This window comes from Shewanella sp. cp20 (assembly GCF_000832025.1).
Lineage (GTDB): Bacteria > Pseudomonadota > Gammaproteobacteria > Enterobacterales > Shewanellaceae > Shewanella.
In genome coordinates this window covers 131,251-155,131 of record NZ_JPII01000017.1, presented here as the reverse complement: position 1 = coordinate 155,131, position 23,881 = coordinate 131,251, and the positions used below count along the sequence as shown (strand labels likewise).

The following is a 23,881-nucleotide window of genomic DNA, read 5'->3' as shown; positions in this document are numbered from 1 at the left end:
CAGATGTTAGACGCTAGACGTTAGACGTTAAAGGTTAAGCATCACAGATAAGCTGCGCAGCTTCGCCGCTCAGCAGTGTATCGTCCCACCCCAGTAGCTCAAACAGCGCCAACCATTCACTCTCTAACTCAGTCTCTACCGCAATTCGCTCGCCGCTTCGCGGATGATTAAACTCCAGCTTCTTGGCAATCAGCCACAAACGATTGATACCGCTATGCTCACGCATAAAACGGTTCTGTTTGCCGTCGCCATGAGTAGTGTCACCTATGATGGGGTGGCGCAGATGTGCCATGTGCCGGCGCAGCTGGTGCTTACGCCCTGTATGTGGTGTCAGCTGAACTAGGGCATAACGACTGGTGGCGTATCGGCCTGAGGGATAAGGGATCTCACAGTTGAGCAAGGGGCGATAGCTGGTCTGCGCCTCCTGCGCTGCCTTATTGGGATCGACATCTTTGTCGCCCAGCTCATCGAGTTCCTGCTTCAGAGGATAATCCAGCAGCCCAGACTCGTGCATATTGCCCCTGACCAAGGCGATATAGTGCTTTTGGACCGACTTACTGGCGAACTGTTCGCACAGCTGATTGGCCATCTCACTGCTCTTGGCAAACAGCAATACGCCAGAGGTTGGCCTGTCGAGACGATGGACGGGGAAGACGTGGCAGCCCACCAGATCCCGCGTCATCTGCATGGCAAAATATTTCTCCCGCCTCGCCAGATAACTGCGGTGTACCAGCAGGCCGGCAGGTTTGTGGATAGCAACCAGGTCGTCATCTTCGTAGAGGATCTCGATTTTCGGTACCATTTCGGCTGTGGTGCTGTCATGGTCACCGGCTAGTAGCTCGGTAAGATTTTCCATAGGTTCAGGATTAATTGGATCCACTCAAATGCTCATCTAATTGATTAATAATGTTGATTAAAGCTTGCATCTCGCCCCGCCCCTGCCACACATACTCGGCCATGGGGCCTAACGCTATCTGACTGGGTAGCGCGCCATTGACCGCGATGATCTCGTCCATCTTGGGCAGAAAGATAAACTGTAGCCACTGCTCAAAGGCCATGGACTCGCAGGCAAAGGGGGTCGGGTCGGCCATCGCCTCGGCGGAGGGCGGCTCGTCTTGCCAAAGTTGCAGTCGTTTCAATTCGGCTTCGATAAGCCTTAGCTGTTTTTCGGTATAGAGAGACACACTTTCCTCGATGATATCTTTCGCCGCGGCGCCTAGGCCTGCGAGCTAATTCGGCCGAAATTGTACCATCTCACCTGACTTCTCCCTATAATAAGCGCCATTTAATCTGTTCCCTGTAAGTAAAACGGCATTCAAATGACTGAAATTACGACCCTGACTAAATTTCTCACCACGGCTAATACCCAGTTCCAGGTCTATGATCTCGGCCGCCGGGTACAGCATATCGACATGATGGCCTTCTCCCAAATTGAGGCCCTCCAGGCGCCTTATCCTTCGCCTATACAAGGTCATGCGCAATTTGCCATCGTCTTCTGGGACAAGTCTAACCAACACTTCATCTGGTTCCTCAAGTTACCTCTGGATGAACGTGGCCTGCTCTCGCCGGCGCCGAGAACGCAGTTTATCCGCATGGTGATTGAGGCCCTAGGCAGCGACCCGACTCAGGCTTTATCCGAGAAGCAGCAAGACAAGCTCGCCAACCATCCCTTTGCCTTCAAACCCAGCGCAGAGAAGCTGGCGCTGTTCAACGCCTTGGTACGTAAGCAATTAGGCCTGCCCGCCTCGGCGCAATATGAGTTTGCTTATCAGTATCTATCGGGGCAAGTTGCAGCCGAGCGTTGGCAGGATGTGGGCTTACAGGGATTGGCCGACATCTGCGTGCGCGCCAGAGAACTCGATCATAGTGAACAACTACTCAACGCCTTTGAACACAGCGCTGACGAAGTCAAGATAGCCCTGTGCCAACAGCTAGAGCACATCCCCCTCGTGGCGCCCTTAGCCGAGCGGCTGCTTGAGGCGTTTTATGATGCCAGTGCCCAGCAGAGGCTTTATTACCTGCGTGCACTGGCGTCAGCACCCGCCCAGGCACAACAAGCGATACAGTATCTGGACGAGCAAGATGCGCTCGACGATAACGCCCTTATCACCATAGCAGGCAGAAACTGGACTGCGTTAAAAGACGATCGGACTCGCAAGATCTATCTCGAGGCCCTAGCAAAACAACCCCAAGGCTTCTTTAACCAGATCTTTGCTGATATTGTGGCAATTCCAGCGATACGAACTCAACTCTTGATGGCATTAAGAGACAGTGAGCGCAGCCAGGCCCTCGCCAATGCCATAGGTGGACTCTTTAAGGTGACAAAAGCATGATGACAGACTTTTTAATGATCGCCGCGCTGGTGATCATTGCCGCCTTCTTCTGGCAGCTAAGACAGATGGCCGAGCTGAGCCGGATGTTCGCCAGCAGTGAATGCAAGAAGCAGCGAGTACAGCTTCTGGCTATCGCCATGGAATCGGCCCGCCCCAGCGTTGGCGGCACTAGCGGACTCACCTGGAAAGCCAAGTTCTTGATGGAGTTCAGTACCGATGGTATCAATCAATATCGTGCACATATCTGGATGCATGGTAAGAAGATAGAAAAAATTCAGTGGCCCATCTTTCCCGAGCCGGAATGGATGGAAGCGCCAGAGGCAAGAGGTTCGGTCGGCGGCAGCTGTGGCAGTCGCGGCGGTTGCAACTCTGGCGGCTGCAAATAAGCCATCAAGTTCACCTCTAAGGCTGAGCCACAATAGTGCTCAGCCAGCCGCAATGCCTTAATCAAGGAGCTTTGCTCAAGATACTTTAATCAAGGCGTCTTAATCGAAACGCCTAAATCAAGGCGACTAAACCGAGAAGCCTCTGATGACAAATAAGGCTCACGGAAAGAAATTCTCTATATGGCGCAGATAAAGAAAAAGCGCGGCTCAATTAAGAGCCGCGCCTTCTATCTTTTTCGCTAAGCAATCCAGCTATTTAAGTGCTCCCTGCTCCATCCTTGCGAATATATGCTCCTTGCATCTTCCTTGGTCCTTCCATTCCTTGTACCTTTTAGCACTTGCGTACTTAGGTACCGTCCCTTTACTTGGTCATCCATTTACCAAGTTTGCTTAATCCTTAAGCATGTCCAGTCTCGTCCTTGGGATTCCTTTCCTACACTCCTTGTCATCTGCCATCCTAGGCAGATATCCATCATCCTTGAGTGTTTGGCCTTCCCTAGTTGTCGACTCTTCCGTGAGTTGCCATCCTTGTACCATCCTTGCCACCATCATCCTGATGATGATTAGGTCGTCCTGACCCTTCCTTTTCCATTCATCCTTGAACACTGTTAATTCTAGCGCCCTTGTCGCCCAATAATAGAGATGGAAAAAGTTCTGCTTGGCTGGTCACATTATTGCCATCTCAACAAAAATAGATAAATAACTGAATTTAATGACAAATAAAGACTAATACAGATATAGATAGCAGGTTATCAGCTTTATCTCGCACATCAATGTAAGAGATGTCTCACACGGCGGCGGGCACTTTCTGCGAGTTAAGGCTAACACCTGCAAAACCTTTCGTTTCGTGCGCCCAGGCCAAGGGCTGAGACAGCCCAAAACGATTAGCCCAAAAAAGAAAAGGCGCACCATAAGTGCGCCTTTCTATACTCTTGTGTTAGCCATCCTGCTATCACCTTGCTCCCTGCATCATCCTGATCACATCGGCTTCCTGCCGTCTCCAATTCCTGAGACATCCTATCTTTTTCTTCCCTGGGTGGTCGACTCATTCAACCACGCTCCCACATCCTATGGGCTCCGACGCTTCCTGCCACTATCCTTTTATGCATACGCTTACCTGTTCCCTGGTAGCAGTCCTTTGGTTACACTCGTATCCCTTGAGTGAAAATCCATTTCGCGATGATCCGTATCGCCTATCGTCCTAAAGCATCCAGCTCTCGTCCCTGATAAGATTCTCGCGTCCTCGACAATCTTGCTCTTCCTTGGCCTGCTATTCCTTAGCTTTGGCTATCCTTTGCCTTCACATTGCTTAAGTAAACTCCTTAACTTAATTTCAGTATACTGGGCGCAGCGCCAGAATGTACGCCTCTGAAAACAACCTTAAACCGATTAAATTTCAAGCAAAGCGAAAGTTAAGCGTAACACGTTGAATATAAAAACCATTTAAGTGTCCACAGGAGAAAACAGGGGAGATATAAGGAGGAAGACTCACATACTTGTAAGCGATCTCTCACAAACAGCTTGGCAAATTGTGAGTCGCCTGTGCCATAGTGCGAATTTCAAAGAGCTTCTCTGAATCAATTTAGCGCCTCTAGGCCAAGCGCTTACCCACCCACCAGTTTATTAACTAGGAGCCACGCGCTTAATCCGCCGCGAGATAACTGACATCACTTAGACCACCTTAAGACAGGCGTTATTGACCAAGCAGTCATCGACGCCCGGTAAGCCACTGGGCCAACATCACCCAATCGGCAATGAAACTGTAGAAGGGGTACTCAAAGGTCGCGGGCCTATTTCGCTCAAACACGAAATGCCCTGTCCAGGCCGCACCATAGCCCAAGACGGGCAGCAGCCACAGCATCCAATATTTGCCCAGCACAATAGCCATGACTAAGAGTGCGAGCACCGACAGGCTACCGACATAATGCAAGGTGCGGCACCAGGGATCTCTATGCTGCGAAAGATAAAACGGATAGAAACCCCGAAAGCTGCTATAGCGTTTACTCAATTTCGGTGCTCCGATAGAAAAGCAGCTCCCCCGGCACGCCACCGATGACCAGGCGCTCGATGGGCGCAAAATCCATGGAAGAAAATAGATGAGCATGCTCGTCCTGTGTCACGTATACCCCTACGCCTTCTAGCTCGGGTTGCTCGTCACACCAGCTCATTACCGCCTGAATCAAACGCTTACCTAACCCCTTATGCTGCTCGATCGGGGTGACGGCAATGAACTGCAATATGCCGCATTGAGTGCTGGGCAGATGTTCGAGGATCGAAGACTCTTTCTTCATCAGCGCCTGGGTCGACTGCCAACCGGCGCTTAACAACATCTTGAGGCGCCAATGCCAATATCTGGCCTCCCCTAAAGGCACCTGTTGGGTCACGATACAGGCCAAGCCAATCAGGCGTTCCTCCTCAAACAGGCCGATCAAAGCCTGCTCCTCTTGCCAGAGAGTATGCAGTTCCTCGCGAATAGCCCCACGCAGCTTCTGTTCATATTGCGCCTTGTCTCCCTTATGCAGGGCGGCAATAAAGAAGGGATCATCATGGTAGGCGTTATAGAGAATCGAGGCGGCGACACGTAGGTCTTCGGCGGTTAAATAGACAGCTTTATAGGTTTCATTAACAGGTGGGGTAGCTGTTGTCATCATTGCTGTTATTCCTTGATCTAGATCAACATTGTCCAATGTAACAAGCTCGTAAAAAAGTGCAAACTTTAATCGATTCGAAACTTTATCAATTTATTGCATACTAAATAGGAGCACCTCATTACTACTAACAAGCGAGGGATAAGATGGATATAACACAACCCGATCTAGCCAGCTTATTTGATCAACTCGGCCTGCCGAGCGACCCCGATGCCGTAGAGGCTTTTATCAAGCAACATTCCATCGCCGCGGAGATCCATATTGCCGAGGCGCCCTTCTGGTCTCAGGCCCAGAGGCACTTTTTAGCCGAGGCCTTAGCAGAAGATGCCATGTGGACAGAGGTGATCGATCATCTCGATGCCCAGCTTAGAGCCTAGGCTATAGGCCTAAAGTATCACCTTATAGCGCAACGAACTAAGGCCGCCAAAAGGCTTAACAGCAAAAGACCTAAACAAAAAAGGCAAGCCAACTTGGCTTGCCTTTAAAGGTTAACTTATTCCATTACATGTTGTGGTAGGCCTTCTCGCCCCAGCCCACGACGCGGTTATCCGTGATCACGATAGGTGTACACTCATCCTTGGTGGTCGTGCCATCTTCGCGCGTACGCTGGGTACGATAGTAGAGTACGTTGATCGTCTTATCTTGCTTGGTATAGGCCTCGTTAAAATCAGCTGTGCCCATCAATGTCAGCACCTGATCGCGGGTCATCCCCAAAGATAACTTAGACAGATTAACGCGGTTCTGCTCCTGCACGCGCTCCCAAGAATTGCCTGTGCTCCATCCCTTGTCGCCTTCGCCCACATTCAATACACACCCAGATAGCGCTAAACTGGCGGCGCCTAAGACCAATGCTGTTGTTAATTTTGTTTTCACTTTCACGTCCTGTTTATCTATTATAACTGGATTCAGGTAAAGCAAAGCTTATGCCAAACAGATATATCCTTATTTATCAAAACGTTAAGATAAATCTGATTTTTAATTTATGTCAGCCAGGCTAAAAAGTAAGGAATTTCACCAATCATGAGTCCTCTCGAACAGGTGCTGGTCGCCGCACGAAAATTGAGTCTGGCGGGTAAGCCCCCCAGCCTGGCCTTAATCAAGGCGAGTCTCGGCAACTCGCTTCCCATGCCCATACTGGTACAAGGGTTACAACGCTTTAAATCAATGTCGGCCGACGAACAGGCGGCGATAGTGGTCAGCGCAGCGGCACCTGCAGCAAGTATTCAGAGTGCAGAGGCGGCGCCGAGTCTTGCCCAGCTGGCTGAGCAGGTCGCTAAGCTCACTGCCAATCAAGAGATCTTGATTAAACGTATCACCGAGCTCGAAGCCAAATTAAACGACAAGGGTGATTGCTGATGCACGTGGTGGAACTCAGATTCGAGTGTTTTGACAACACCACCATCACGGCCGCTGAGCGTGCCATTAATGGTCTGCTCGAAGCCTACCGCGCCAATGGTCAGGTATTGGGACGCGAATTTGCCGTGGCCTTCAACGAAGGTGAATTCAGGGTACGTCTGCTGTTACCGGAAAAGAGCAGCCTGGCCAAACGTTTCAACAGCCCCTGGGTCAACTATGCCCTCGAAGAACTCACCGAGGCCAAACTGTTGCATCCAAGAGAAAAATATATCGGTCAGGATATCAACTCTGAAGTCAGCAGCACAGAGACACCCAGCTGGCAACTACTCTACACCAGCTATGTGCATATGTGCTCTCCCCTGAGAAATGGTGATACCCTGCAGCCCATTCCCTTGTATCGGATCCCGGCGACCTTTAACGGCGATCACAAGCGGGTGATCAAGTGGCAAACCGAATGGCAGGCCTGTGATGAATTGCAGATGGCGGCGGCCACTAAGGCAGAGTTTGCCGCCTTAGACGAACTGAGTCAGTGCGACAGCGACCTGTTTCGTCGCGGCTGGGATCTGCGTGGACGCATCGAATACCTCACCAAGATCCCTACCTACTACTATCTCTATCGTGTAGGGGGCGAGAGTCTGGCCGCCGAGCAGCAAAGACCCTGTCCACGTTGCGGTAACCCCCATTGGCTACAGGAGACACCACTGCTGGATCTGTTCCACTTCAAATGCGATAACTGCCGCATTGTCTCCAACATCTCCTGGGATCACCTTTAATCAATACGTCTCTGCAAATGGTCACTTCAACCAAGGCGTCTCTTCACCGCTATGTGCCTTTGTGAGCTGACTATTTTTTAACGCTGAGCTTAGCCCTTAGCGCGCAGATGGCGCCACATGGTCTTGAGTCGCTGCCAGATCCCGGGATGATCTGTCTCGGGCATAGCGACTTCGACCGGTTTCTGCGGCGGACAGACTCGCGGGCTAAGAGAAGCAATAAAATCCTCCAGGCTATCGGCCAGTTGACGATGAGGCAGCTCACCCGGGATCTCTATCCAGACGCTGCCATTCTCATTATCCACCACCAACATCTCGTCGCCTTCCCCCAGCACGCCGATAAACCAGGTCGCAGGCTGTTTCAGCTTCTGTTTCATCATCAGGTGGCCGATAAGATTTTGCTGTAAGTATTCAAAGTCTTGCTGATTCCAGGGCTGTAGTAGCTCCCCTTCGCCAAAGTCTGAGTCAAACATCAGCGGCGCCGAAAAATAGCGCCCATAGAAGGCCTGTATGCTCGGATGCAGTTTGATGGAGAGCGCATGCTCTATGTTGTCAAACTGCCCCTGGCGTTCACGTCTTACCGCCTGCCACTGCACCGAGCGCTCGGGCGACGCTTCCACCTTTTCCTGATCGCACGCCAGGACGCAGATTGAGGCTTCCCCTAAGGGGAAATAGCGGGGAGATTCCCCCAGTTTGTCGCTATAGGCTTGATGATAAAGCGTAAAAAATTGATCCAGTGCAGGCAAAGAAGACACTTAGCAGTTACCCGAATTTTAAGTATAATGTGCGCCTATTTTGACATGGAAAAACGATTGATGACACAGGTTCATGACCCTTATCGCGACGCCCCCGCGTTGTCCAAACTGACCTTAGGTAAATCGACCGGCTATCAGGCCCAATACGATGCCTCCCTGCTACAAGGCGTGCCGCGCCAGCTCAACCGGGATGCCATCGCCTTAGGCGATACCCTGCCCTTCCATGGCGCCGACATCTGGACCGGCTATGAACTCTCCTGGTTAAACGCCAAAGGCAAGCCCATGGTGGCCATTGCCGAGTTTATCCTCGACTTCAACAGCGACAACCTGATCGAGTCCAAGTCTTTCAAGCTCTATCTCAACAGCTTCAACCAGACCCGCTTCGACTCCATCGAGCAGGTTCAGCAGACTTTAGCCAAGGATCTGTCGGCCTGCGCCGGCGGTGAAGTGGTAGTGAAAATCATCGAGCCAAAGCAGTTCGTGCATCAGCGCGTCGTAGAACTGCCAGGCACCTGCATCGACGATCTGGATATCGAGATCGACAGCTACGAATTTTCTAGCGATTATCTTATCGACAGCACGGATGACAAGAGCGTGGTGGCCGAGACACTCACCTCTAACCTGTTGAAGTCTAACTGCCTGATCACCTCTCAGCCCGACTGGGGCAGCGTGATGATCCGCTACCAGGGCCCCAAGATAGATCGCGAGAAATTGCTGCGCTATCTTATCTCTTTCAGGCAGCACAATGAGTTTCACGAGCAGTGTGTCGAGCGTATCTTCGTCGACCTCAAGCGCCTGTGTCACTGCGCCAAGCTGACCGTCTATGCCCGCTACACCCGCCGCGGTGGCTTAGACATTAACCCCTATCGCAGCGACTTCGAAAATCCACCGGAAAACCATCGACTGGCGCGTCAGTGATCTGTTGAATGCGTAAATAAGCCCGCACTAAGCGGGCTTTTTATTGCCCTGACGATGCTGCGCCTGTAGCAGGCTCACCAGCGTCTGGCGCAACCACACATTGGCAGGATTCTGCGCGAGCCGTTTTGACCACAGCATATAGATATTCAGTGGCTTGGTCTCAAAGGGGGGCTCGAACACCTGCAGCTTAAACAGTTCGGCATATTCCCTGGCGTAAGACTCGGTCACTATGGCCAGGGCATCACTCTTCGCCGCTGTGGCTATCATGCTCAATAGCGAAGACTGCTCACAATACACCTTTCGCTCCGGCAGCACCTGGGTCGTCAGCATATCCACCACCTTGAGGTTAAAACGCCTGAGGTTGAAGATGATATGTTTCTCCGCAAAATACTGCTCAAAACTCAGACTCCCCTGAATGCGCGGATGCTGCTGGCGCGCCACACAGACGATGCGCTCTTGCAATATCTGGGCAACGTCGAAGCCGGCTTCCTGTGGCTTAGAGACATCGATAGCCAGATCCACCTTTTCAGTTTGCAGATCTTTCAAAAAATCCTGCTCCTGCACCGGCGCCTCTTTAAAGATGATCTCCACCCGCATCTCACTGAGGTGTTCCTCAGCCGCCGCCTGAAGCAACTCTATGATGGTGTCGTTGGCATAAACGGTGAAGGTTCTCTGGCTCAACTTAGGGTCGAAAGCCTCCAGGCCTGCAACCAACTGCTCAACTTCAGCCAAGGGTTCGGCGAGATGCCGATACAGATTCAGCGCCGCGGCCGTGGGTTTAACGCCTCTTCCCACGCGCACAAACAGGGCTTCGCCAACCCTGGCCTTCAGGCGGGTGATGGCATTACTGACCGAGGACTGAGTGAGATCCAGTTCCTCTGCCGCCTTGCTAAAGGACTCGGTACGACAGACGACGGCAAACACCCTTAACAGGTTTAAGTCTAATGGTTTACGTTGCGGCATAGGCTCGAATACTATTTATAATATAAATATTACAAAGCAGGTTACCCCTAATTATTTAACAGCTCAAGCGCCATATACTGACCTCATCGATTAAAAAACCAGCTAAGGGTCAGACCATGAAAAAGACACCATTAACGCTTTGCCTGCTCGCCGCACTATCCATCAACGCCCAAGCCGCCCAACATGAACACGACCACATCAGCGTCGGTTATCAGGGTAAGGCCGCCACTGCCCACACCAAAGAGGCTAATCAGGCACTGGCACAGCAACTCAACTTTGCCGACACGGCCGCCTTCGAGGCGTCTAGTGCCAAGCTGATTGCCGAGTTGGATGAGACGACTGCCGCCATCCTGCGCGCCGACTTTACCTTTCTCGGCGACGAGGCGCCAGACACCATCAACCCTTCGCTGCATCGTCAGGCAAGGCTCAACATGGTCGCCAACGGACTGTACGAAGTGCGTGATGGCATCTATCAAGTCAGGGGGACAGATCTCGCCAACCTGACCCTTATCCGAGGGAAAACCGGCTGGATTGCCTACGATGTCTTGCTCACCAAAGAGGCCTCAATGGCATCGATAAAGTTTGCCATGAAGCACCTGCCCAAAGATGGCGACCTCCCCATCGTGGCCATGATCTACTCGCACAGTCATGCGGATCATTTCGGCGGCGCCAGGGGCGTGCAGACGCTGTACCCAGACGTCAAAGTCTACGGCTCTCATAACATCACTAAGGAGATCGTCGACGAAAACGTGCTGGCCGGCAACGCCATGAGCCGCCGCGCCGCCTACCAATATGGTGCCACCTTAGGGAAACATGAGCACGGCATCGTCGATGCCGCCCTCGGTAAGGGGATCTCCAAGGGGGAGATCACCTTCGTCAAACCCGACTATACGCTCAACGCTGACGCTAAATGGCAGACACTGACCATAGATGGCCTGGAGATGGTCTTCATGGATGCCTCTGGCACAGAGGCGGCATCGGAGATGATCACCTACATTCCGTCGATGAAGGCGCTGTGGTCGGCTGAGCTCACCTATCAAGGCATGCATAACATCTATACGCTGCGCGGCGCGAAGGTGCGTGATGCACAAAAATGGTCTAAAGATATCAATGAGATGATTAATGCCTTTGGGGATGAGGTGCAGGTGCTCTTCTCCTCCCATTCGGCGCCCATCTGGGGTAACGGCGCCATTAATGATTTCTTACGCCTACAAAGGGACAACTATGGTTTCATCCACAACCAGACCCTGAGACTGGCCAACCAAGGCGTCAGCATTCAGGATATCGGCGATGCGATTCAAGAGGTGCTCCCCGCCGCCATCGAGCAGGCCTGGCATACCAAGGGCTACCACGGTACCTATAGCCACAACGCTAAGGCGGTATACAACATGTACCTGGGCTACTTCGACATGAACCCGGCCAACTTGAATCCGCTGCCGACTTCGCCCGAAGCCGTAAAGTTTGTCCACTACATGGGGGGCGCCGAACAGGTGATGGCGAAGGCCAGCCAAGACTATGCCCAGGGTGAGTATCGCTTCGTCGCCACAGTGCTTAACAAACTAGTGACCGCAGAACCAGACAATCAGGCCGCTCGCGATCTGCTCGCCGATACCTATGAACAGCTGGGCTACCAGGCCGAAGGCGCAGGATGGCGTAACATCTACCTGACCGGGGCCCAGGAACTGAGGATGGGAATTCAACCTGGCACGCCAAAGACGGCATCGGCAGATGTGCTCAGTGAGATGGATCTCTCGACCCTGTTCGACTTCCTGGCGGTGAAGATAGATAGCCTCAAGGCCGAGAAACTGGGCCGGATCAGCCTGAATGTGATCACCCCAGACGAGTCGAATGTCCTCTATGTCGAACTGAGTAATGGCAACCTAAGCAACATCCAGGTTAACCAGCCCAAGGTCGCCGATGCCACGCTCACCATCAACAAAACCGACATCACCCGGATATTGCTAGGTCAAACCCAGTTAGCTAAGCTGCTACAGCAGGGAGAAGCCAGCATGACAGGCGATCAGCAGGCCTTTAACAAAGTCGCCTCGACCATGGTGCAGTTTGATCCCAACTTCGAAATCGTCCCGCTAGGAAAACGCGAACATAAACATGATACACAGCCATAGTTTAGTATCTTACTAACTCGATTTAATCAAACGCCAAACTTAGCCGGTTTGGCGTTTATCTCTTCAACTCGGTTAATGCAAAAAACATTATTAAGTATTTACTAAAAATACCACTTTAGAGATACCTCTAAATTAGTATAACCTCATGATCTTAATCACAATTATTGACACAAAAACTTAATCACCGTGTAACATTGTTTTAGATCAACAAATTGATCCTTTTGCAGTCCTATAACAGCTGGTGAGCAATGACCAAACAAAAGGATCACAATTAATGAAACTTCATGCCCTCAGCCTTGCCGTGCTTGCCAGCTTATCCGCCTCTGCCCTTGCAACAGAGAGCGTCGATCCGCTGAAGAAGGCCTTTATCGACGATTCTAAGGTAAACGTACAATTTCGCCTGCGCTATGAAGATGTGGATGTCGCCAATGTTGACGAACAAAATCAGACCACACTGCGTACCCGCCTGACCTATCAAACCGGTGATATTTATAAGCTATTTGCCTTGGCAGAAGTGGATGATGTGCGCTCTACCGATGATGAGCCTCTCATTGCCGACTACGAATATACCCAGATCAATCAGGCCTTCATCGGTTATCGAGGCCCGGCTAACACCCTGGCTCAATATGGTCGCCAACGTATCTTGCTCGACAACCAACGCTTCGTCGGTGGTGTAGGCTTCCGTCAAAATGAGCAGACCTATGACGCCTTCTCGGTAAAAAATACCGCCGTTGAAGGACTCACTGCTTACTATGCCTATGTGAATAACGTTAATCGCATCTTCCCCGAAGGTTCCGGCAAAGACGAGCACAAGAACGAGACTCACCTGGTTAACGTTAACTACAAAGGGCTAGAGTTCGTTAAGCTCAGCGGTTATGTCTACCTGATCGATAACGTCAATGTTGCCGCCTTCTCGACCGACACCTATGGTGTGCGCGCGACCGGCGATATCAAGCTAGATAAACTTAAGTTCAACTATGAGGCAGAATACGCCCAGCAGTCTGAAGCGGGCGACAACCCTGTAAGTTACTCGGCCTCATACTACAAGCTAGGCGCTGGGGTTAACTTCGACGCATTCGGCGCTAAAGTGGGCTACGAGGTATTGGGTTCAGACGATGGTAAGGCTGGCTTTATCACGCCGCTGGCGACTCTGCACGCCTTTAACGGCTGGACAGATAAGTTCCTCTTCGGCGGTAAGGGCAACTGGGAAAACGGTATCGTAGATACTCATCTTATTGTGACCGCAAAGGTTGCGGGCCTGAAACTACTCGCCAAGTATCACAAGTTTGACTCTGACTATGGTGATGTCGACATGGGTAAGGAATGGGGCGTATCGGCTACCTATCCTTTCGCCAACCACTATAGCGTGGGTCTGAAATATGCCAGCTTCAGCGGTGCCGATGAGGGTTATGCCTTCTCTAACGACACAGACAAGCTATGGCTAACCTTCCAGGCTAAGTACTAAACCAGAAATACTTAAGTTAGAAGTACTAAGTTAGAAGCACTAAGCCAGCAGTACCAAGCCATTTTCCTATCGCCCAGGGCGGGCGATAGGCGCTAGTACTCCCTGAGTTGCAACAGCTTTGCAGGAATACCAATTTTAACCTTGGTTTTCCTGCTTTTTTCTGTCTGCCGCTATCTGTTCAGGCTGCTTCACTCTATCAAAGCCTAATAAACCCAGACTATATCCTAGGGTCTGTTGATCTTTGCCGTTTGTTTTTGCAGCAGTTTGAAGGTGATTTATACAAGGCAGAGTCCGTGTATTGTAGTTATTCTACATGAGCGGGCGATAACGCCGTAGAAATGGCCTACAAAAGCTGCCCGAAGGGTTCATCTAAACGCGCCTTGCCCTTTGTTGCCTGCTATTTACATAAAATAACTATGCCGCGCAGCATACGCCTTGAGCAAAATGCGTTTAGATCGAACAAAAATTAAACCTGAAAGATAAACAGACCCTAGCGCTAAGAATAAAGGCTAGTCGGCCAGCAACAAGGCCTGTGCACTCACCATCTCACAACGTAACGCCAATGGCTGTGTCGAGGAGAGACTCAGCGCAAAACGATACTCATCATCGAATTGCCCTAGGATACTTTGCCAGCCCGCAGCAGGCCGAGCCAATTGCTGGCTGTCGCTTGCATCGGCTTGGTCAGCATTTTCTCGGGCGAGAAACAGGCTCACCGCCTCTTCTATCCAGGCTTGTCGGGCCGCTAAGCCATTAAAATTTAGCGCCAGATGCGGGGCATCACACAAGGTGAAATAGAAAGACTTGAGAGAGAGCGCTAGCCCCAACCCCTTGGCCTTGATGTATGACTCTTTCAATGCCCAGAGATCGAAGAAACGCAGACGCTGCCGCTCAGATGGCAAGGCCAGCAGGGCGTCTCGCTCCTGCTGGGTAAAGTAATGGTTAAGGATGGCGTGAATGTTAGTGTTAGTGCGTAGACGCTCGATATCGACGCCCAGTTCCAGCGCCCTGACCTGTTGCTCTGGCCCTAAAACTCCTGAGTTAAAGGACTTAGATGCTAAGGACTTAGATGCTAACGGCTTAGACGCTAAAGTATTAGTCGCTAGCGTATTAGGCGATTGAGCGATCGCCAATAGCATATAATCGCCGCTGTGACTCAGGTTAAACACCAGACGACTACGCTGAAAAAGTGCCTCGTTCAGCACAGGCTTGCCCTTATCCAGATAATCGAAACGCCACTCTGTGGGGGCGATAACATCATCGGCTTCAGCATTCAGGCGCTCATGGGCCTGCGACAGTAGCTGACGCAGATAGCATCTGACCAAGAGTCCCTTCTCTCTGGCGGACGCCATTCGATAACGCGTCACTTTCTGCTGCTCATCCAGCGGCAGGGTGTCAAGCAGGCGCGCCTGCTGCTCGGCGCTGAAACCGGGCAAATTCAATGGGCAGAGATAGAGATGTACGGGAATAGCGTCCCCAGCGACCTTGTTCAACTCGGTTAATGTCCTGCTTGATAAGTTGGCCAAGCCTACCATCGACGGCTTAGGAGCACCACCTGAGCCGCTAAAATAGGCCTCTCTTTGAAACCTGGCTTCGATGCAAACCAGCTAAAAGCTCCACTTGAGCTGCAAATAGCCTAAGGTGGACGCCGACTGGCCGAAGAGGCTCGCAGTCGAACCATCGAAGCGTTGTGCGATCAGGCTAAGCTGCCAATCATCCGCCAGCGAATACTGATAGGTGACGCCCACAAAGAAGGAGCCATCATCATAGTAGCTGGCATTGCTGCTCAGGCGGCTGAGGGGCGTGATGTCAAAGCCGACATCCAGATAATAGGTCCAGGTCGTAAAGCTCAGGGTACGCGCCGAAAGCGGCAGATTAAGATAGAGTAAGGCACTGTCGACAGCCACCGGAGATGAGATATAGAGCGCGGCGCCCAGCAGACGCCAGTTTGCCTCAGAGGCAAAACTGTAATCCATCTCAAGCGTCGCCACAGTGCTGGCCCTCAGCGCCTGTGGCTGCATTTTATCCTGAGCCTGAGTCTGAGTTAGTCTCTGTGAGTTACTTAACTCGGGTGAAAGCCTCGCTCTACCCGAGTCATCGATAGGGTCAAAATAGCTCAGCTCTCCCCGTAGCCCGGCGCCCCAAAGATCGCCGGCAAACCCGCCACCGAACACCCTGTCGTCACGAGTCTCGCCGATGATCAGCTGCCAATCCCAGCCGAGGTTATAGCCAAAAATATCATCGCCAAGAACACTATGTCCGAGATAGCGCCCGGCATACTGGCGATTAGTACGCTCAGCGTTAACGGGCGTTAGCCCATCATCCCCCTGGCTATAGACAAGCTCCAGTTGACTGGCGTAACCCAGTTGACGGCTAAGCTTAATGGCATCGACGCCCCGGCGCTCAGGATAGTCGACATCATAGATGGAATAGGCGTTGAAGATATCATTAGGATTCCACAGGGTACTCATGGCCCAGTTGACCCTAAAGCGGCCTGTGGTTAGTTCCCACTTATCATCGAACTGCCAGCTCAGATAGGCACGATCAAGTTGGCTATTGCCGATCCAGTCACCACTCTCGAGCCAGTTGGCCGACAGTTCCCAATAGCCGGGATCCCTCGAGATCAGGTCGCCATAACCCGGCAGGCTGGTGGTGTCACCCGCCATGAGACGGTTACGCAGCCCCACGTTCACCCTGACTCTTTGCCAGCGATACTCGGCATCGATACGATTGTGCAGCAGGCCGTCCCACAGCTTATCGCCCTGCTCTGGCGCGACCATAGAACCCAGATAACTCACATAACCTTTGACCTGCCAGGGCTGCTCGGGCGCAACGCCGGGAATGGGCGAAGCTAATGCCACGAAACTCGACTGAGCCGCGAAGAGGCAGACGACGGCAGCCAAGCATGGCCTTAGCCTTAGCAAAAGCATAAGCACTCAGCCGCCCGATTCATTGACGGCGATCCTCCACCAGGCGACCATCTTCAAACACTATCACCCGCTTGGCTCTGGCGATCACCCGTGGATCATGGGTCGAGAAGATAAAGGTGGTGCCCTCCTGCTCGTTTAAGCTCTGCATGATATCTAAAAGCTCGGCGGTGCTCTTGGCGTCCAGGTTGGCCGTCGGTTCATCGGCCATCACGAATCTGGGTCTCGGGGCCAGGGCACGCGCCACCGCCACCCGCTGCTGTTGGCCGCCCGACAGCTTGGCGGGGATCTTGTCCTTCTGGTCGCTCAGCCCCACCTGAGTCAGCAGCGCCATGGCGCGCTCGCGGCACTCGGCCTCGCTGTGGCCCTGCAGCTGCATGACAAACTCCACATTCTCCAGCGCCGTCAGTACGGGCAGCAGGCTGTAGTCCTGGAAGATGAAACCCACATGGTCGCGACGAAAGGCGATCAGCGCCTGCTCGCTCAGTCGGGTGATATCCTCACCGTCAATCAACACGGCGCCGCTGGTCGGGCTATCTATTCCGCCTATCATGTTGAGCAGCGTCGTCTTGCCCGACCCGGAAGGCCCCATGATGGCGACGAACTCCCCCTGGGCTATGGTGAGATCCAGCGATTTTACCGCGGCCACCGGAAAGTCACTCTCGGGGTTATAGATTTTCGTTAGTGCTTGAATCGCTATGGTCATGAAATACGCCGACTCCTTTCTCTAATGAGTCTCACCCAAATTTTCCCCAACCTAATGCTTCTGCGCCATGGCATCCACCGGGCGCTGCTTGATGATCTGCCGCGCCGGATAGAGGGCGGCCAGCAGGCTCACTCCCACCACCATCGCCAGGGTCAGAAGATACTGATCCATAGCGACCTGAGGATAGAGGGTGGTCGAAACGCCAAACGCGCCGAGTCCATCGGCCATGCTGCCAAGGGGAATGCCTGTCTTACCCAGCAGCGCAATTACCATCACACTCAGCAGCAGGCCTAGAAAAGCCCCCGTTAGCCCAAGCAGCAGAGACTCCAGCAGGATAAGCCCCATTATCTTACGCTTCACCATGCCGATGGCCATCAGCACACCGAACTCCCGCGTGCGCTCAAATACCGCCATCAACATGATGTTGGTGATCCCCAAGCCTAATGCCGAGATGAAGATCACCAGAATCACCGCGTTGCTGGTGCCCATCTGCGCGATAATGGTCGCCAGCATGGGCTGGATCTGCTGCCAGTCGCGCACCCTGTCCTGCGGTGCCAGGTCGCTCGAAAGAGCCTTGGCAACCGCCCTAGCGCGGCTATTGTCTAAACTGTCGCTGTTACTCAGGCGAATCGCTATCTCATGCACGCCATCTAGGCCAGCAAGCTGGATCAGATCCTGACGGCGCACATAGGCGTTGGCCTCATCGAAGGTACTGGAGGGCGAGCGATAGAGGCCCGCCACCCGAAACGCCGCGCCGCTCACCGCCTTGTCGGCATTGCTGAAGGTCAATACCACCTTGGAGCCAAGCCTTAACTTGAGTCGGTTCGCCGTCTTTTGTGAGATCACTATGGGATGGCGGCCAGCGAGGTCGAGCCAGTCCCCCTCAGTGATATGCTCGGCGATGGGCGTTACCTTGGCCTCGGCAGCCGGGTCGACCCCATTGATACGAATGCCACGACTCGCCCGGGGTGAGGCCAGCATCCCCTGCACCAGAAAACGCGCCGAGACGCCTTGCACCTCGGGAAGCTCGGCCAGCCTGGCCAGTACAGGTTCGGGCGCACTTATCCGGCTATTGATGTCCGGGTCGAGCAGATAGTCCTTGTTATGCACCTGCAGGTGGCTGGTTTGCCAGGCCACGGCGTTATCTATCATGTTGGCGTACATGCCTGTCATGAAGCCTATCATCACCACCACGCCCACCAGACCAAACACCATGGCGCACACCATGATGCTGGTGCGCAGCCGATTGCGCCACAGGTTGCGCCAGGCCAGCAGAGCCAACATGGGCAGATGCCAAATAGCCTTATCCTTGGTCATCATCGCCTCCTTTAAGCGCCGCGACCACCACCAGCCGCTGGGTTCGCCACAGGGGATAGCAGAGGCAGATTGCCATCAGGCTCAGTATGATGATCACCTGATTGCGTACTAGCGACAGCGACACCTTCATCGGCATCACAGGCTCCCAGCCCATCTCAAGCATCATCTTGGCGGTCTCTCCGGTGAGAGAGATGGGATGGAAATAGAAATAACCGATAACCACGCTGCTCAGCCCCAGACCTAGGGCTACTCCTAAGGCGGCAATTAACAGCGATTCGATCATCACCAGGCGCAGCAAGGTCAGACGGGCCATGCCGGTCGCCAGCATGACGCCAAATTCGCGCCTGCGCTCCAGTGTCATCATCAATATGGTGGCGAACAGGGCGAAGCCGACGATGAGATAGAGCAGGCAGATCATAAACAGGCCGCCGGCCCTATCCAGGGCGATCTGCTGCGCCATCTCTGGAGCCAGAGACTGCCAGTCGCGCACCTTCACCCCGCCGTCATAGCGCGCAGACAATTGGTGGGTCAGACGTTCTACCTCGTCCAGTTTGTCGCTATGCAGCACCCACGCGGTCACCTGATTGCCGGTGGAAAACAGCTCTTGCGCCGTGCCGAGCGGCATATAGACCAGCTGATTATCCAGCTGCGCCAGGGGAAAATGCAGTATGCCGGCAATGGGGTAGACACCGGCCGCCGTCTGACCGTGATAGCCCTGCCCGTAGAGCACCAGCTCATCGCCGACACCCAGCTTGAGATACTCTGCCAGTCCTTGCCCCAGCAGCACCTGCTTAGCACCAGGACTTAGGTAACTGCCCGCCACCAGCTTATCCGCGATACCAGAGTAGTCGTTCTCAAGCTGGGGACGCACGCCGTACACCACCACGCCCTTAGATCGCTCCTCGCTGGAGGCCAGCAGGAAAGATTCGATTCTGGGCAGGGCGTAGCTGATGTGAGCAAGGCCTTTTGCCTTGGCGATAAACTCATCATCGCCGGGCAGCAAGTCTTCGATGCTCTCTGTGGTGGCATACTCGGGCGATTGCAGCTGAATGAGACCGGTGGAGAATCGGGCACTGTTGTCGATGTTGTGCTCGTAACTGCCCTCTTGCATGCTACGCATGAACAGAGACAGAAACAGCGCCAAGGCCAGGGCGAAGGCGGTCAGCAGGGTGCGCCGCTTCTGCCGCCAGAGATTACGCCACGCCAGCTTAATCAACATGCCTCATCCCAATCCTTGTGCCAAAGGGTAAATCCAAGATTAGTCCCGCAGCGCCTTCATCTGCTGCTGCGAGAAGAAATCGTCGCCTATGTCGAAATCAAATGCCGCCTCATGGGTAATGAGTTCGGTGCGCTGGCCCGGCTTATCGGCGGGGCTCATCACCATCTTGGTGGCCAGCATGCGCCCGCCCATCATCTGGATATCCGAGGTGGTCAGGGTATTGACCGGTTCGTCGAACTCATCGAAAAACTCCGCCCGGCGTTGTAGGTAGTGACTGGAGGAGATCCACAAACGGATGCGGCTCCAGACCACGGGAGCATCGGGCTTGGCGATGGCGTCGATGACGAAACAGTCGTCCCCTTCTATCGCCTCGTGCTTCACCAGTTGATGGCGATAGTCGACCACGATAGAGGACTGATTGATGAGGTCATCATTGGTAAAGTCAGAGCCCATCCAGGACTGACTCAACATGGAGGGGGCTATCTTGATGATGCGCTCGATGGCGGGCACCCAGTTCCACATCTCACGGTAGCGTTTAAGCGACACGCTCCCCTTGTCCTTCGCCGGTGCCGTCACCAGCACTAGCGACAACTCCTGCCCCTTGGTCCAACTCTTCATACTCATGGAGCGGGTCCAGCCGGGACGCACTATATTCATGGTGGCCACCACATAGCTGGACTGGCCACGCATCTGCTCGTCGGCGCGGCGCACTATCTCCCGCGCCTGCTCGGCTAAGACCGCCTCCTCGGCTGCCGCTTTTTCCACAGCCATAGCCTCCACGGGCAAAGTTTCCACGGCCATGGCCTCCACCGCCCTAGCCTCTGTGAATAAAGATAGCGGCGTCGTCCACACCAGCGCCAGGCCAAAGATGCCGACTAACCAAGGTCTTACTGCTTGCATGTCAACGTCCCCTGTTGATGTGTAAATGCTAGGGCCTGTTTATCTTTCGCGTTCATTTTTGCAGCATTCTGTATCACTTTTATACAAGGCAGAGCGATTGTCATGTAGTGCACTACATCAATGAGCGATAACGCAGCAGAAAAATGATACAGACGCTGCCCGCTGGGTTCGTCTTGAGCACGTTCAACGCTTTGTTACTCGGCTTTTATATAGAATAACTATACTACAAGCCTCATGCCGCGATTTGAACGTGCTCAATTAGAACAAAATTTGCTCTCAAAAGGTCAACAGGCCCTAGGCTAACCACTTAAACTCTAGCCTATAACCTGTTGTCTTAAAATGAAACATACAAATACTGACGCTTAGACATTCACCCTGTCACCATGGCTCGGTGGCGTCGAGGTCACCAGAAACTCCAGCACCTGCTCGCCGCCGTTACGCAAGCAATGTGCCTGACCCGGCGCAACATGCATCCCCTGGTGGGCCGTGAGTCTATGCTCTGTGCCTTCTACCTCCAGCAGCGCCGTACCCGACAGGATAAAGAAAAACTGCTCCGCCGCGCCGTGGTAGTGGCGCTGCTCGCCACAGCCCACGGGTACCCGCTCCTGGATCACGCTAAGGGCCTGGCTTTTCACCAGATGCCAGCCATCGCAATTGTCACCCCACAGATAATGCTCGGCATTTTCCCGGCTTATCGACGTCATCCCCGCTCTCTCCCTAATGGCTCTTGATGAACACAAGCTCTTGGTGGCTCCAAGTTCTAAATGACACCAAGCTAATGCCGATACGCAGTGGGCGCAATAAAAAAGGAGAAACGGGTTCTCCTTTTTTACTCACATAGGCCTAAGTCATTAATATGCCTTTAATGCGAGTACGCCTTTAATGCGCCTTGGCCGCCGAGATCAGCTCCCGCTGCACATGGTCCGGCACCACATCGTAGCGGCTGAAGGTCATGGCAAACTGACCGTCGCCCCCTGTGAGGGATTTCAGCCGGGTCGAGTAGTCATCGACGGTTGCCAGCGGCGCCTCGACCTCCACCTCCACCTTGCCGTTACCCTGAGCCTGGGTACCACAGATAATGCCGCGGTTGGCACTGATATCGCCTGTGATGTCACCCACATGTTCCTGAGCCACCTGTACTTGCATCTCGACGATGGGCTCTAAGATCACAGGGTTGGCCTCGTGCACCGCATCTAAGAAGGCCTTCTTACCCGCCATCACGAAGGCGATCTCTTTCGAATCGACGCTATGGTGCTTACCATCGAGCAGGGAGACGCGCACATCCTGCATCGGGAAGCCAGCCAGGGCACCGCCTATCATCGCCTCCTTGACGCCCTTCTCGACCGCGGGAATGTATTGACTCGGCACCGAGCCTCCCACCACCTTACTGACAAACTCGAACCCAGCCCCTCTCGGCAGCGGCTCGACGGTGAGTTCCACCTCACCAAACTGACCGGCACCACCAGACTGCTTCTTGTGGCGATAGCGCGCCGTGGCACTGCGGGTGATGCTTTCCCGGTAGGCCACCGCGGGCACATCGGTTTCCATATCCACATTGAAGAGGTCGTGGGCCTTCTCCAGGGCGATCTGCAGGTGCAAGTCTCCCTGGCCTTGCAAAATCGTCTGCCCCTCGGCCTCGTTCTTGGCGATATGCAGGCTAGGATCTTCCACCACCAACTTGTTGAGCACCTCGGCAATCTTCTGCTCGTCGCCACGGCGCTTGGCGGACACCGCCAGGCCGAAGATAGGCTGAGGCAGTACCAGCTCAGGCAGGTGGAACTCATCTTCGTCGTGACTGTCGTGAAGCACGGCGCCTACTGTCAGTTCATCCACCTTAGAGATAGCGCAGATATCGCCAGGCACCGCCGAGGTCACGCTGATCTGCTTGTCCCCCTGCAGCTTAAACAGGTTACCCACCTTGATGGGTTTACGACCATCGCCGATAAACAGCTTCATCCCCAAAGAGATGGTGCCCTGGTAGACCCTAAACACCCCCATGCGACCGAAGAAGGGGTCGATGGCCACCCGAAATACATGGGCCAAGGCGTGATCGTCACTGGACTGAGTCACATCCACTGGCACGGCCGACTCCCCCTGCCCCTTGATGAACTGCGGCGGATTGGCCTCTAACGGGTTGGGACTCAGCTTGATGATAAGCTCAAGCAGCGCGCCAATTCCCACCTGCTGCTCGGCGCTGGTGAAACATACAGGCACCAGGTGTCCCATACGCAGTGCGGTCTCAAGCGGCACGTGGAGCTGCTCGGGAGTCAGGTTCTCCCCCTGCTCTAGATAGAGCGCCATCAGCTCGTCATCTTCCTCGAGCACGGTATCGACCAGCTCGTCGCGGGCGCAGGCCACATCGTGAAACAGGGCCTCGCCCTGTAGCTCGGGCTGGGGATGTAGGTAACAGTCAATCACATCGTCCAGGGCGGCATTGGGCAGATTCACCGGCAGGCAGCGATGGCCAAACTTGGTCTGGATCTCATCGAGCAGGCCCGCCAGCTTGGCGCCGTTACCATCGATATGGTTAATGGCGATCAACACCACCTTTCCCTGAGCCCTGGCGGCCTCGAAGGCGCGCTGGGTGATGGTCTCTATGCCGGTGGCGGCATTGATCACCAGGAGCACGGACTCAACACCGCTCAAGGGCAACAGCGCACGACCGAAGAAGTCGGGCAGACCCGGGGTGTCGATGAAATTGATATGATGATTGTCGAAGTCGAGATTGAGGAAGGAAGGTTCTAGGCTATGTCGATGGTCTTTTTCCTGGGCAGTGAAATCAGCATGATTTGTGCCCTTGTCCACCCTGCCTTTTTGAGCGATCGCCTCGCCCTGGAACAGCAATGCCTCTAACAGGGTGGATTTCCCCGCCCCAGTGTGTCCGAGCACCGCCAGATTCCGGATCTGCTCCGTGGTAAACTCAGCCATATAGGCCTCCTTTGAACTGTTATATCAAGAGGTAACAGCACCACGACCTCATTACCTACCACTCAAAATCGTGTTAGCTGCAAACAAAAACAAAGTGTTGTGATCGGTCTATTAACAAACAGTATAGGCCTGTCACTCTGCCATGCTTTTGATCGAGATCACGCTTT

General features: G+C 53.5%; 23 protein-coding genes. 8 read left to right on the top strand and 15 right to left on the bottom strand.

Annotated elements, in window-relative coordinates; all coding sequences use genetic code 11:
* Positions 1-34 precede the first annotated feature (34 nt).
* Both truC and DB48_RS05350 read right to left on the bottom strand, forming a co-directional pair.
* Positions 35-856, bottom strand: coding sequence for a tRNA pseudouridine(65) synthase TruC (truC, locus tag DB48_RS05355; RefSeq protein ID WP_041509269.1), 822 nt, complete (start codon positions 854-856; stop codon positions 35-37).
* A 10-nt stretch (positions 857-866) separates the two neighbouring features.
* Positions 867-1,184 (bottom strand): YqcC family protein, encoded by a 318-nt coding sequence (locus DB48_RS05350; protein ID WP_041509268.1) that lies wholly within the window; start codon positions 1,182-1,184, stop codon positions 867-869.
* A 135-nt stretch (positions 1,185-1,319) separates the two neighbouring features.
* Between DB48_RS05350 and DB48_RS05345 the strand changes: the two genes are divergently transcribed.
* Positions 1,320-2,333, top strand: a complete 1,014-nt coding sequence (locus tag DB48_RS05345; protein ID WP_041509267.1) for a DUF3549 family protein — start codon at positions 1,320-1,322, stop codon at positions 2,331-2,333.
* Entirely contained in the window at positions 2,330-2,719 is a 390-nt protein-coding gene (locus DB48_RS05340) for a DUF3301 domain-containing protein (RefSeq protein WP_041509266.1), read from the top strand. Before DB48_RS05345 ends, DB48_RS05340 begins: the two co-directional genes overlap by 4 nt.
* 1,708 nt (positions 2,720-4,427) lie before the next feature.
* On the opposite strand, the gene DB48_RS05330 is transcribed toward DB48_RS05340, so the two are convergent.
* Together DB48_RS05330 and DB48_RS05325 are read right to left on the bottom strand one after the other, a co-directional pair.
* Entirely contained in the window at positions 4,428-4,727 is a 300-nt protein-coding gene (locus DB48_RS05330) for a DUF962 domain-containing protein (RefSeq protein ID WP_041509264.1), read from the bottom strand.
* Positions 4,720-5,370, bottom strand: a complete 651-nt coding sequence (locus DB48_RS05325) for a GNAT family N-acetyltransferase (protein ID WP_082035588.1) — start codon at positions 5,368-5,370, stop codon at positions 4,720-4,722. Before DB48_RS05325 ends, DB48_RS05330 begins: the two co-directional genes overlap by 8 nt.
* A gap of 143 nt (positions 5,371-5,513) precedes the next feature.
* On the opposite strand from DB48_RS05325, the gene DB48_RS05320 reads away from it, so the two are divergent.
* Complete coding sequence (locus DB48_RS05320; protein WP_041509263.1) at positions 5,514-5,744, top strand: DUF2789 domain-containing protein; 231 nt, start codon at positions 5,514-5,516, stop codon at positions 5,742-5,744.
* A gap of 124 nt (positions 5,745-5,868) precedes the next feature.
* Here the strand turns inward: DB48_RS05320 and DB48_RS05315 are convergent, their stop codons facing one another.
* Positions 5,869-6,240 (bottom strand): DUF3192 domain-containing protein, encoded by a 372-nt coding sequence (locus tag DB48_RS05315; protein WP_041509262.1) that lies wholly within the window; start codon positions 6,238-6,240, stop codon positions 5,869-5,871.
* A 147-nt stretch (positions 6,241-6,387) separates the two neighbouring features.
* Here DB48_RS05315 and DB48_RS05310 point away from each other — a divergent pair, with 147 nt between their 5' ends.
* Positions 6,388-6,723, top strand: a complete 336-nt coding sequence (locus tag DB48_RS05310; protein ID WP_041509261.1) for a hypothetical protein — start codon at positions 6,388-6,390, stop codon at positions 6,721-6,723.
* Entirely contained in the window at positions 6,723-7,496 is a 774-nt protein-coding gene (locus DB48_RS05305; protein WP_041509260.1) for a Zn-ribbon-containing protein, read from the top strand. Before DB48_RS05310 ends, DB48_RS05305 begins: the two co-directional genes overlap by 1 nt.
* An 89-nt stretch (positions 7,497-7,585) precedes the next feature.
* On the opposite strand, the gene syd is transcribed toward DB48_RS05305, so the two are convergent.
* Positions 7,586-8,248, bottom strand: coding sequence for a SecY-interacting protein (syd, locus tag DB48_RS05300; protein WP_041509259.1), 663 nt, complete (start codon positions 8,246-8,248; stop codon positions 7,586-7,588).
* Positions 8,249-8,308: 60 nt separating this feature from the next.
* On the opposite strand from syd, the gene queF reads away from it, so the two are divergent.
* Positions 8,309-9,166, top strand: a complete 858-nt coding sequence (gene queF, locus DB48_RS05295) for an NADPH-dependent 7-cyano-7-deazaguanine reductase QueF (protein WP_200890542.1) — start codon at positions 8,309-8,311, stop codon at positions 9,164-9,166.
* Positions 9,167-9,193: 27 nt separating this feature from the next.
* Here queF and DB48_RS05290 read toward each other — a convergent pair whose 3' ends face one another.
* A complete protein-coding gene (locus DB48_RS05290; protein WP_041509258.1) occupies positions 9,194-10,129 on the bottom strand; it encodes a LysR family transcriptional regulator in 936 nt (311 codons plus the stop codon).
* A gap of 116 nt (positions 10,130-10,245) precedes the next feature.
* Between DB48_RS05290 and DB48_RS05285 the strand changes: the two genes are divergently transcribed.
* Together DB48_RS05285 and DB48_RS05280 are read left to right on the top strand one after the other, a co-directional pair.
* Complete coding sequence (locus DB48_RS05285) at positions 10,246-12,255, top strand: alkyl/aryl-sulfatase (RefSeq protein WP_041509257.1); 2,010 nt, start codon at positions 10,246-10,248, stop codon at positions 12,253-12,255.
* 274 nt (positions 12,256-12,529) lie between these two features.
* Positions 12,530-13,720, top strand: a complete 1,191-nt coding sequence (locus tag DB48_RS05280) for an alginate export family protein (RefSeq protein WP_041509256.1) — start codon at positions 12,530-12,532, stop codon at positions 13,718-13,720.
* A gap of 509 nt (positions 13,721-14,229) precedes the next feature.
* On the opposite strand, the gene DB48_RS05275 is transcribed toward DB48_RS05280, so the two are convergent.
* The 8 genes from DB48_RS05275 to fusA form a co-directional block, all read right to left on the bottom strand.
* Positions 14,230-15,210 (bottom strand): 4'-phosphopantetheinyl transferase family protein, encoded by a 981-nt coding sequence (locus DB48_RS05275; protein ID WP_041509540.1) that lies wholly within the window; start codon positions 15,208-15,210, stop codon positions 14,230-14,232.
* A 114-nt stretch (positions 15,211-15,324) separates the two neighbouring features.
* Positions 15,325-16,620, bottom strand: a complete 1,296-nt coding sequence (locus DB48_RS05270; protein WP_082035585.1) for a hypothetical protein — start codon at positions 16,618-16,620, stop codon at positions 15,325-15,327.
* A gap of 46 nt (positions 16,621-16,666) precedes the next feature.
* Positions 16,667-17,350, bottom strand: coding sequence for an ABC transporter ATP-binding protein (locus DB48_RS05265; protein ID WP_041509254.1), 684 nt, complete (start codon positions 17,348-17,350; stop codon positions 16,667-16,669).
* Between the two features lie 51 nt (positions 17,351-17,401).
* Positions 17,402-18,667, bottom strand: a complete 1,266-nt coding sequence (locus DB48_RS05260; protein ID WP_152619099.1) for an ABC transporter permease — start codon at positions 18,665-18,667, stop codon at positions 17,402-17,404.
* Positions 18,654-19,886 (bottom strand): ABC transporter permease, encoded by a 1,233-nt coding sequence (locus tag DB48_RS05255; protein ID WP_041509253.1) that lies wholly within the window; start codon positions 19,884-19,886, stop codon positions 18,654-18,656. The genes DB48_RS05260 and DB48_RS05255 overlap by 14 nt, the downstream gene beginning before the upstream one ends.
* Before the next feature lie 39 nt (positions 19,887-19,925).
* Positions 19,926-20,786 carry an outer membrane lipoprotein-sorting protein gene (locus DB48_RS05250; protein WP_082035584.1) on the bottom strand — a complete coding sequence of 287 codons (861 nt, stop codon included), beginning with the start codon at positions 20,784-20,786 and terminating at the stop codon, positions 19,926-19,928.
* A gap of 362 nt (positions 20,787-21,148) precedes the next feature.
* The gene (locus DB48_RS05245; RefSeq protein WP_041509252.1) at positions 21,149-21,490 is read right to left on the bottom strand and encodes a cupin domain-containing protein; all 342 of its coding nucleotides are present in this window, start codon (positions 21,488-21,490) and stop codon (positions 21,149-21,151) included.
* 175 nt (positions 21,491-21,665) lie between these two features.
* Positions 21,666-23,714, bottom strand: a complete 2,049-nt coding sequence (gene fusA, locus DB48_RS05240) for an elongation factor G (RefSeq protein WP_041509251.1) — start codon at positions 23,712-23,714, stop codon at positions 21,666-21,668.
* Between the last annotated feature and the right edge of the window lie 167 nt (positions 23,715-23,881).

Excerpts from the sequence above, each read along its gene's own strand:
- truC (WP_041509269.1), bottom strand. The coding sequence starts at position 856 with ATGGAAAATCTTACCGAGCTACTAGCCGGTGACCATGACAGCACCACA.
- DB48_RS05345 (WP_041509267.1), top strand. The coding sequence starts at position 1,320 with ATGACTGAAATTACGACCCTGACTAAATTTCTCACCACGGCTAATACC.
- DB48_RS05340 (WP_041509266.1), top strand. The coding sequence starts at position 2,330 with ATGATGACAGACTTTTTAATGATCGCCGCGCTGGTGATCATTGCCGCC.
- DB48_RS05325 (WP_082035588.1), bottom strand. The coding sequence starts at position 5,370 with ATGATGACAACAGCTACCCCACCTGTTAATGAAACCTATAAAGCTGTC.
- DB48_RS05320 (WP_041509263.1), top strand. The coding sequence starts at position 5,514 with ATGGATATAACACAACCCGATCTAGCCAGCTTATTTGATCAACTCGGC.
- DB48_RS05310 (WP_041509261.1), top strand. The coding sequence starts at position 6,388 with ATGAGTCCTCTCGAACAGGTGCTGGTCGCCGCACGAAAATTGAGTCTG.
- DB48_RS05305 (WP_041509260.1), top strand. The coding sequence starts at position 6,723 with ATGCACGTGGTGGAACTCAGATTCGAGTGTTTTGACAACACCACCATC.
- queF (WP_200890542.1), top strand. The coding sequence starts at position 8,309 with ATGACACAGGTTCATGACCCTTATCGCGACGCCCCCGCGTTGTCCAAA.
- DB48_RS05290 (WP_041509258.1), bottom strand. The coding sequence starts at position 10,129 with ATGCCGCAACGTAAACCATTAGACTTAAACCTGTTAAGGGTGTTTGCC.
- DB48_RS05285 (WP_041509257.1), top strand. The coding sequence starts at position 10,246 with ATGAAAAAGACACCATTAACGCTTTGCCTGCTCGCCGCACTATCCATC.
- DB48_RS05280 (WP_041509256.1), top strand. The coding sequence starts at position 12,530 with ATGAAACTTCATGCCCTCAGCCTTGCCGTGCTTGCCAGCTTATCCGCC.
- DB48_RS05265 (WP_041509254.1), bottom strand. The coding sequence starts at position 17,350 with ATGACCATAGCGATTCAAGCACTAACGAAAATCTATAACCCCGAGAGT.
- DB48_RS05260 (WP_152619099.1), bottom strand. The coding sequence starts at position 18,667 with ATGACCAAGGATAAGGCTATTTGGCATCTGCCCATGTTGGCTCTGCTG.
- DB48_RS05255 (WP_041509253.1), bottom strand. The coding sequence starts at position 19,886 with ATGTTGATTAAGCTGGCGTGGCGTAATCTCTGGCGGCAGAAGCGGCGC.
- DB48_RS05250 (WP_082035584.1), bottom strand. The coding sequence starts at position 20,786 with ATGCAAGCAGTAAGACCTTGGTTAGTCGGCATCTTTGGCCTGGCGCTG.
- DB48_RS05245 (WP_041509252.1), bottom strand. The coding sequence starts at position 21,490 with ATGACGTCGATAAGCCGGGAAAATGCCGAGCATTATCTGTGGGGTGAC.
- fusA (WP_041509251.1), bottom strand. The coding sequence starts at position 23,714 with ATGGCTGAGTTTACCACGGAGCAGATCCGGAATCTGGCGGTGCTCGGA.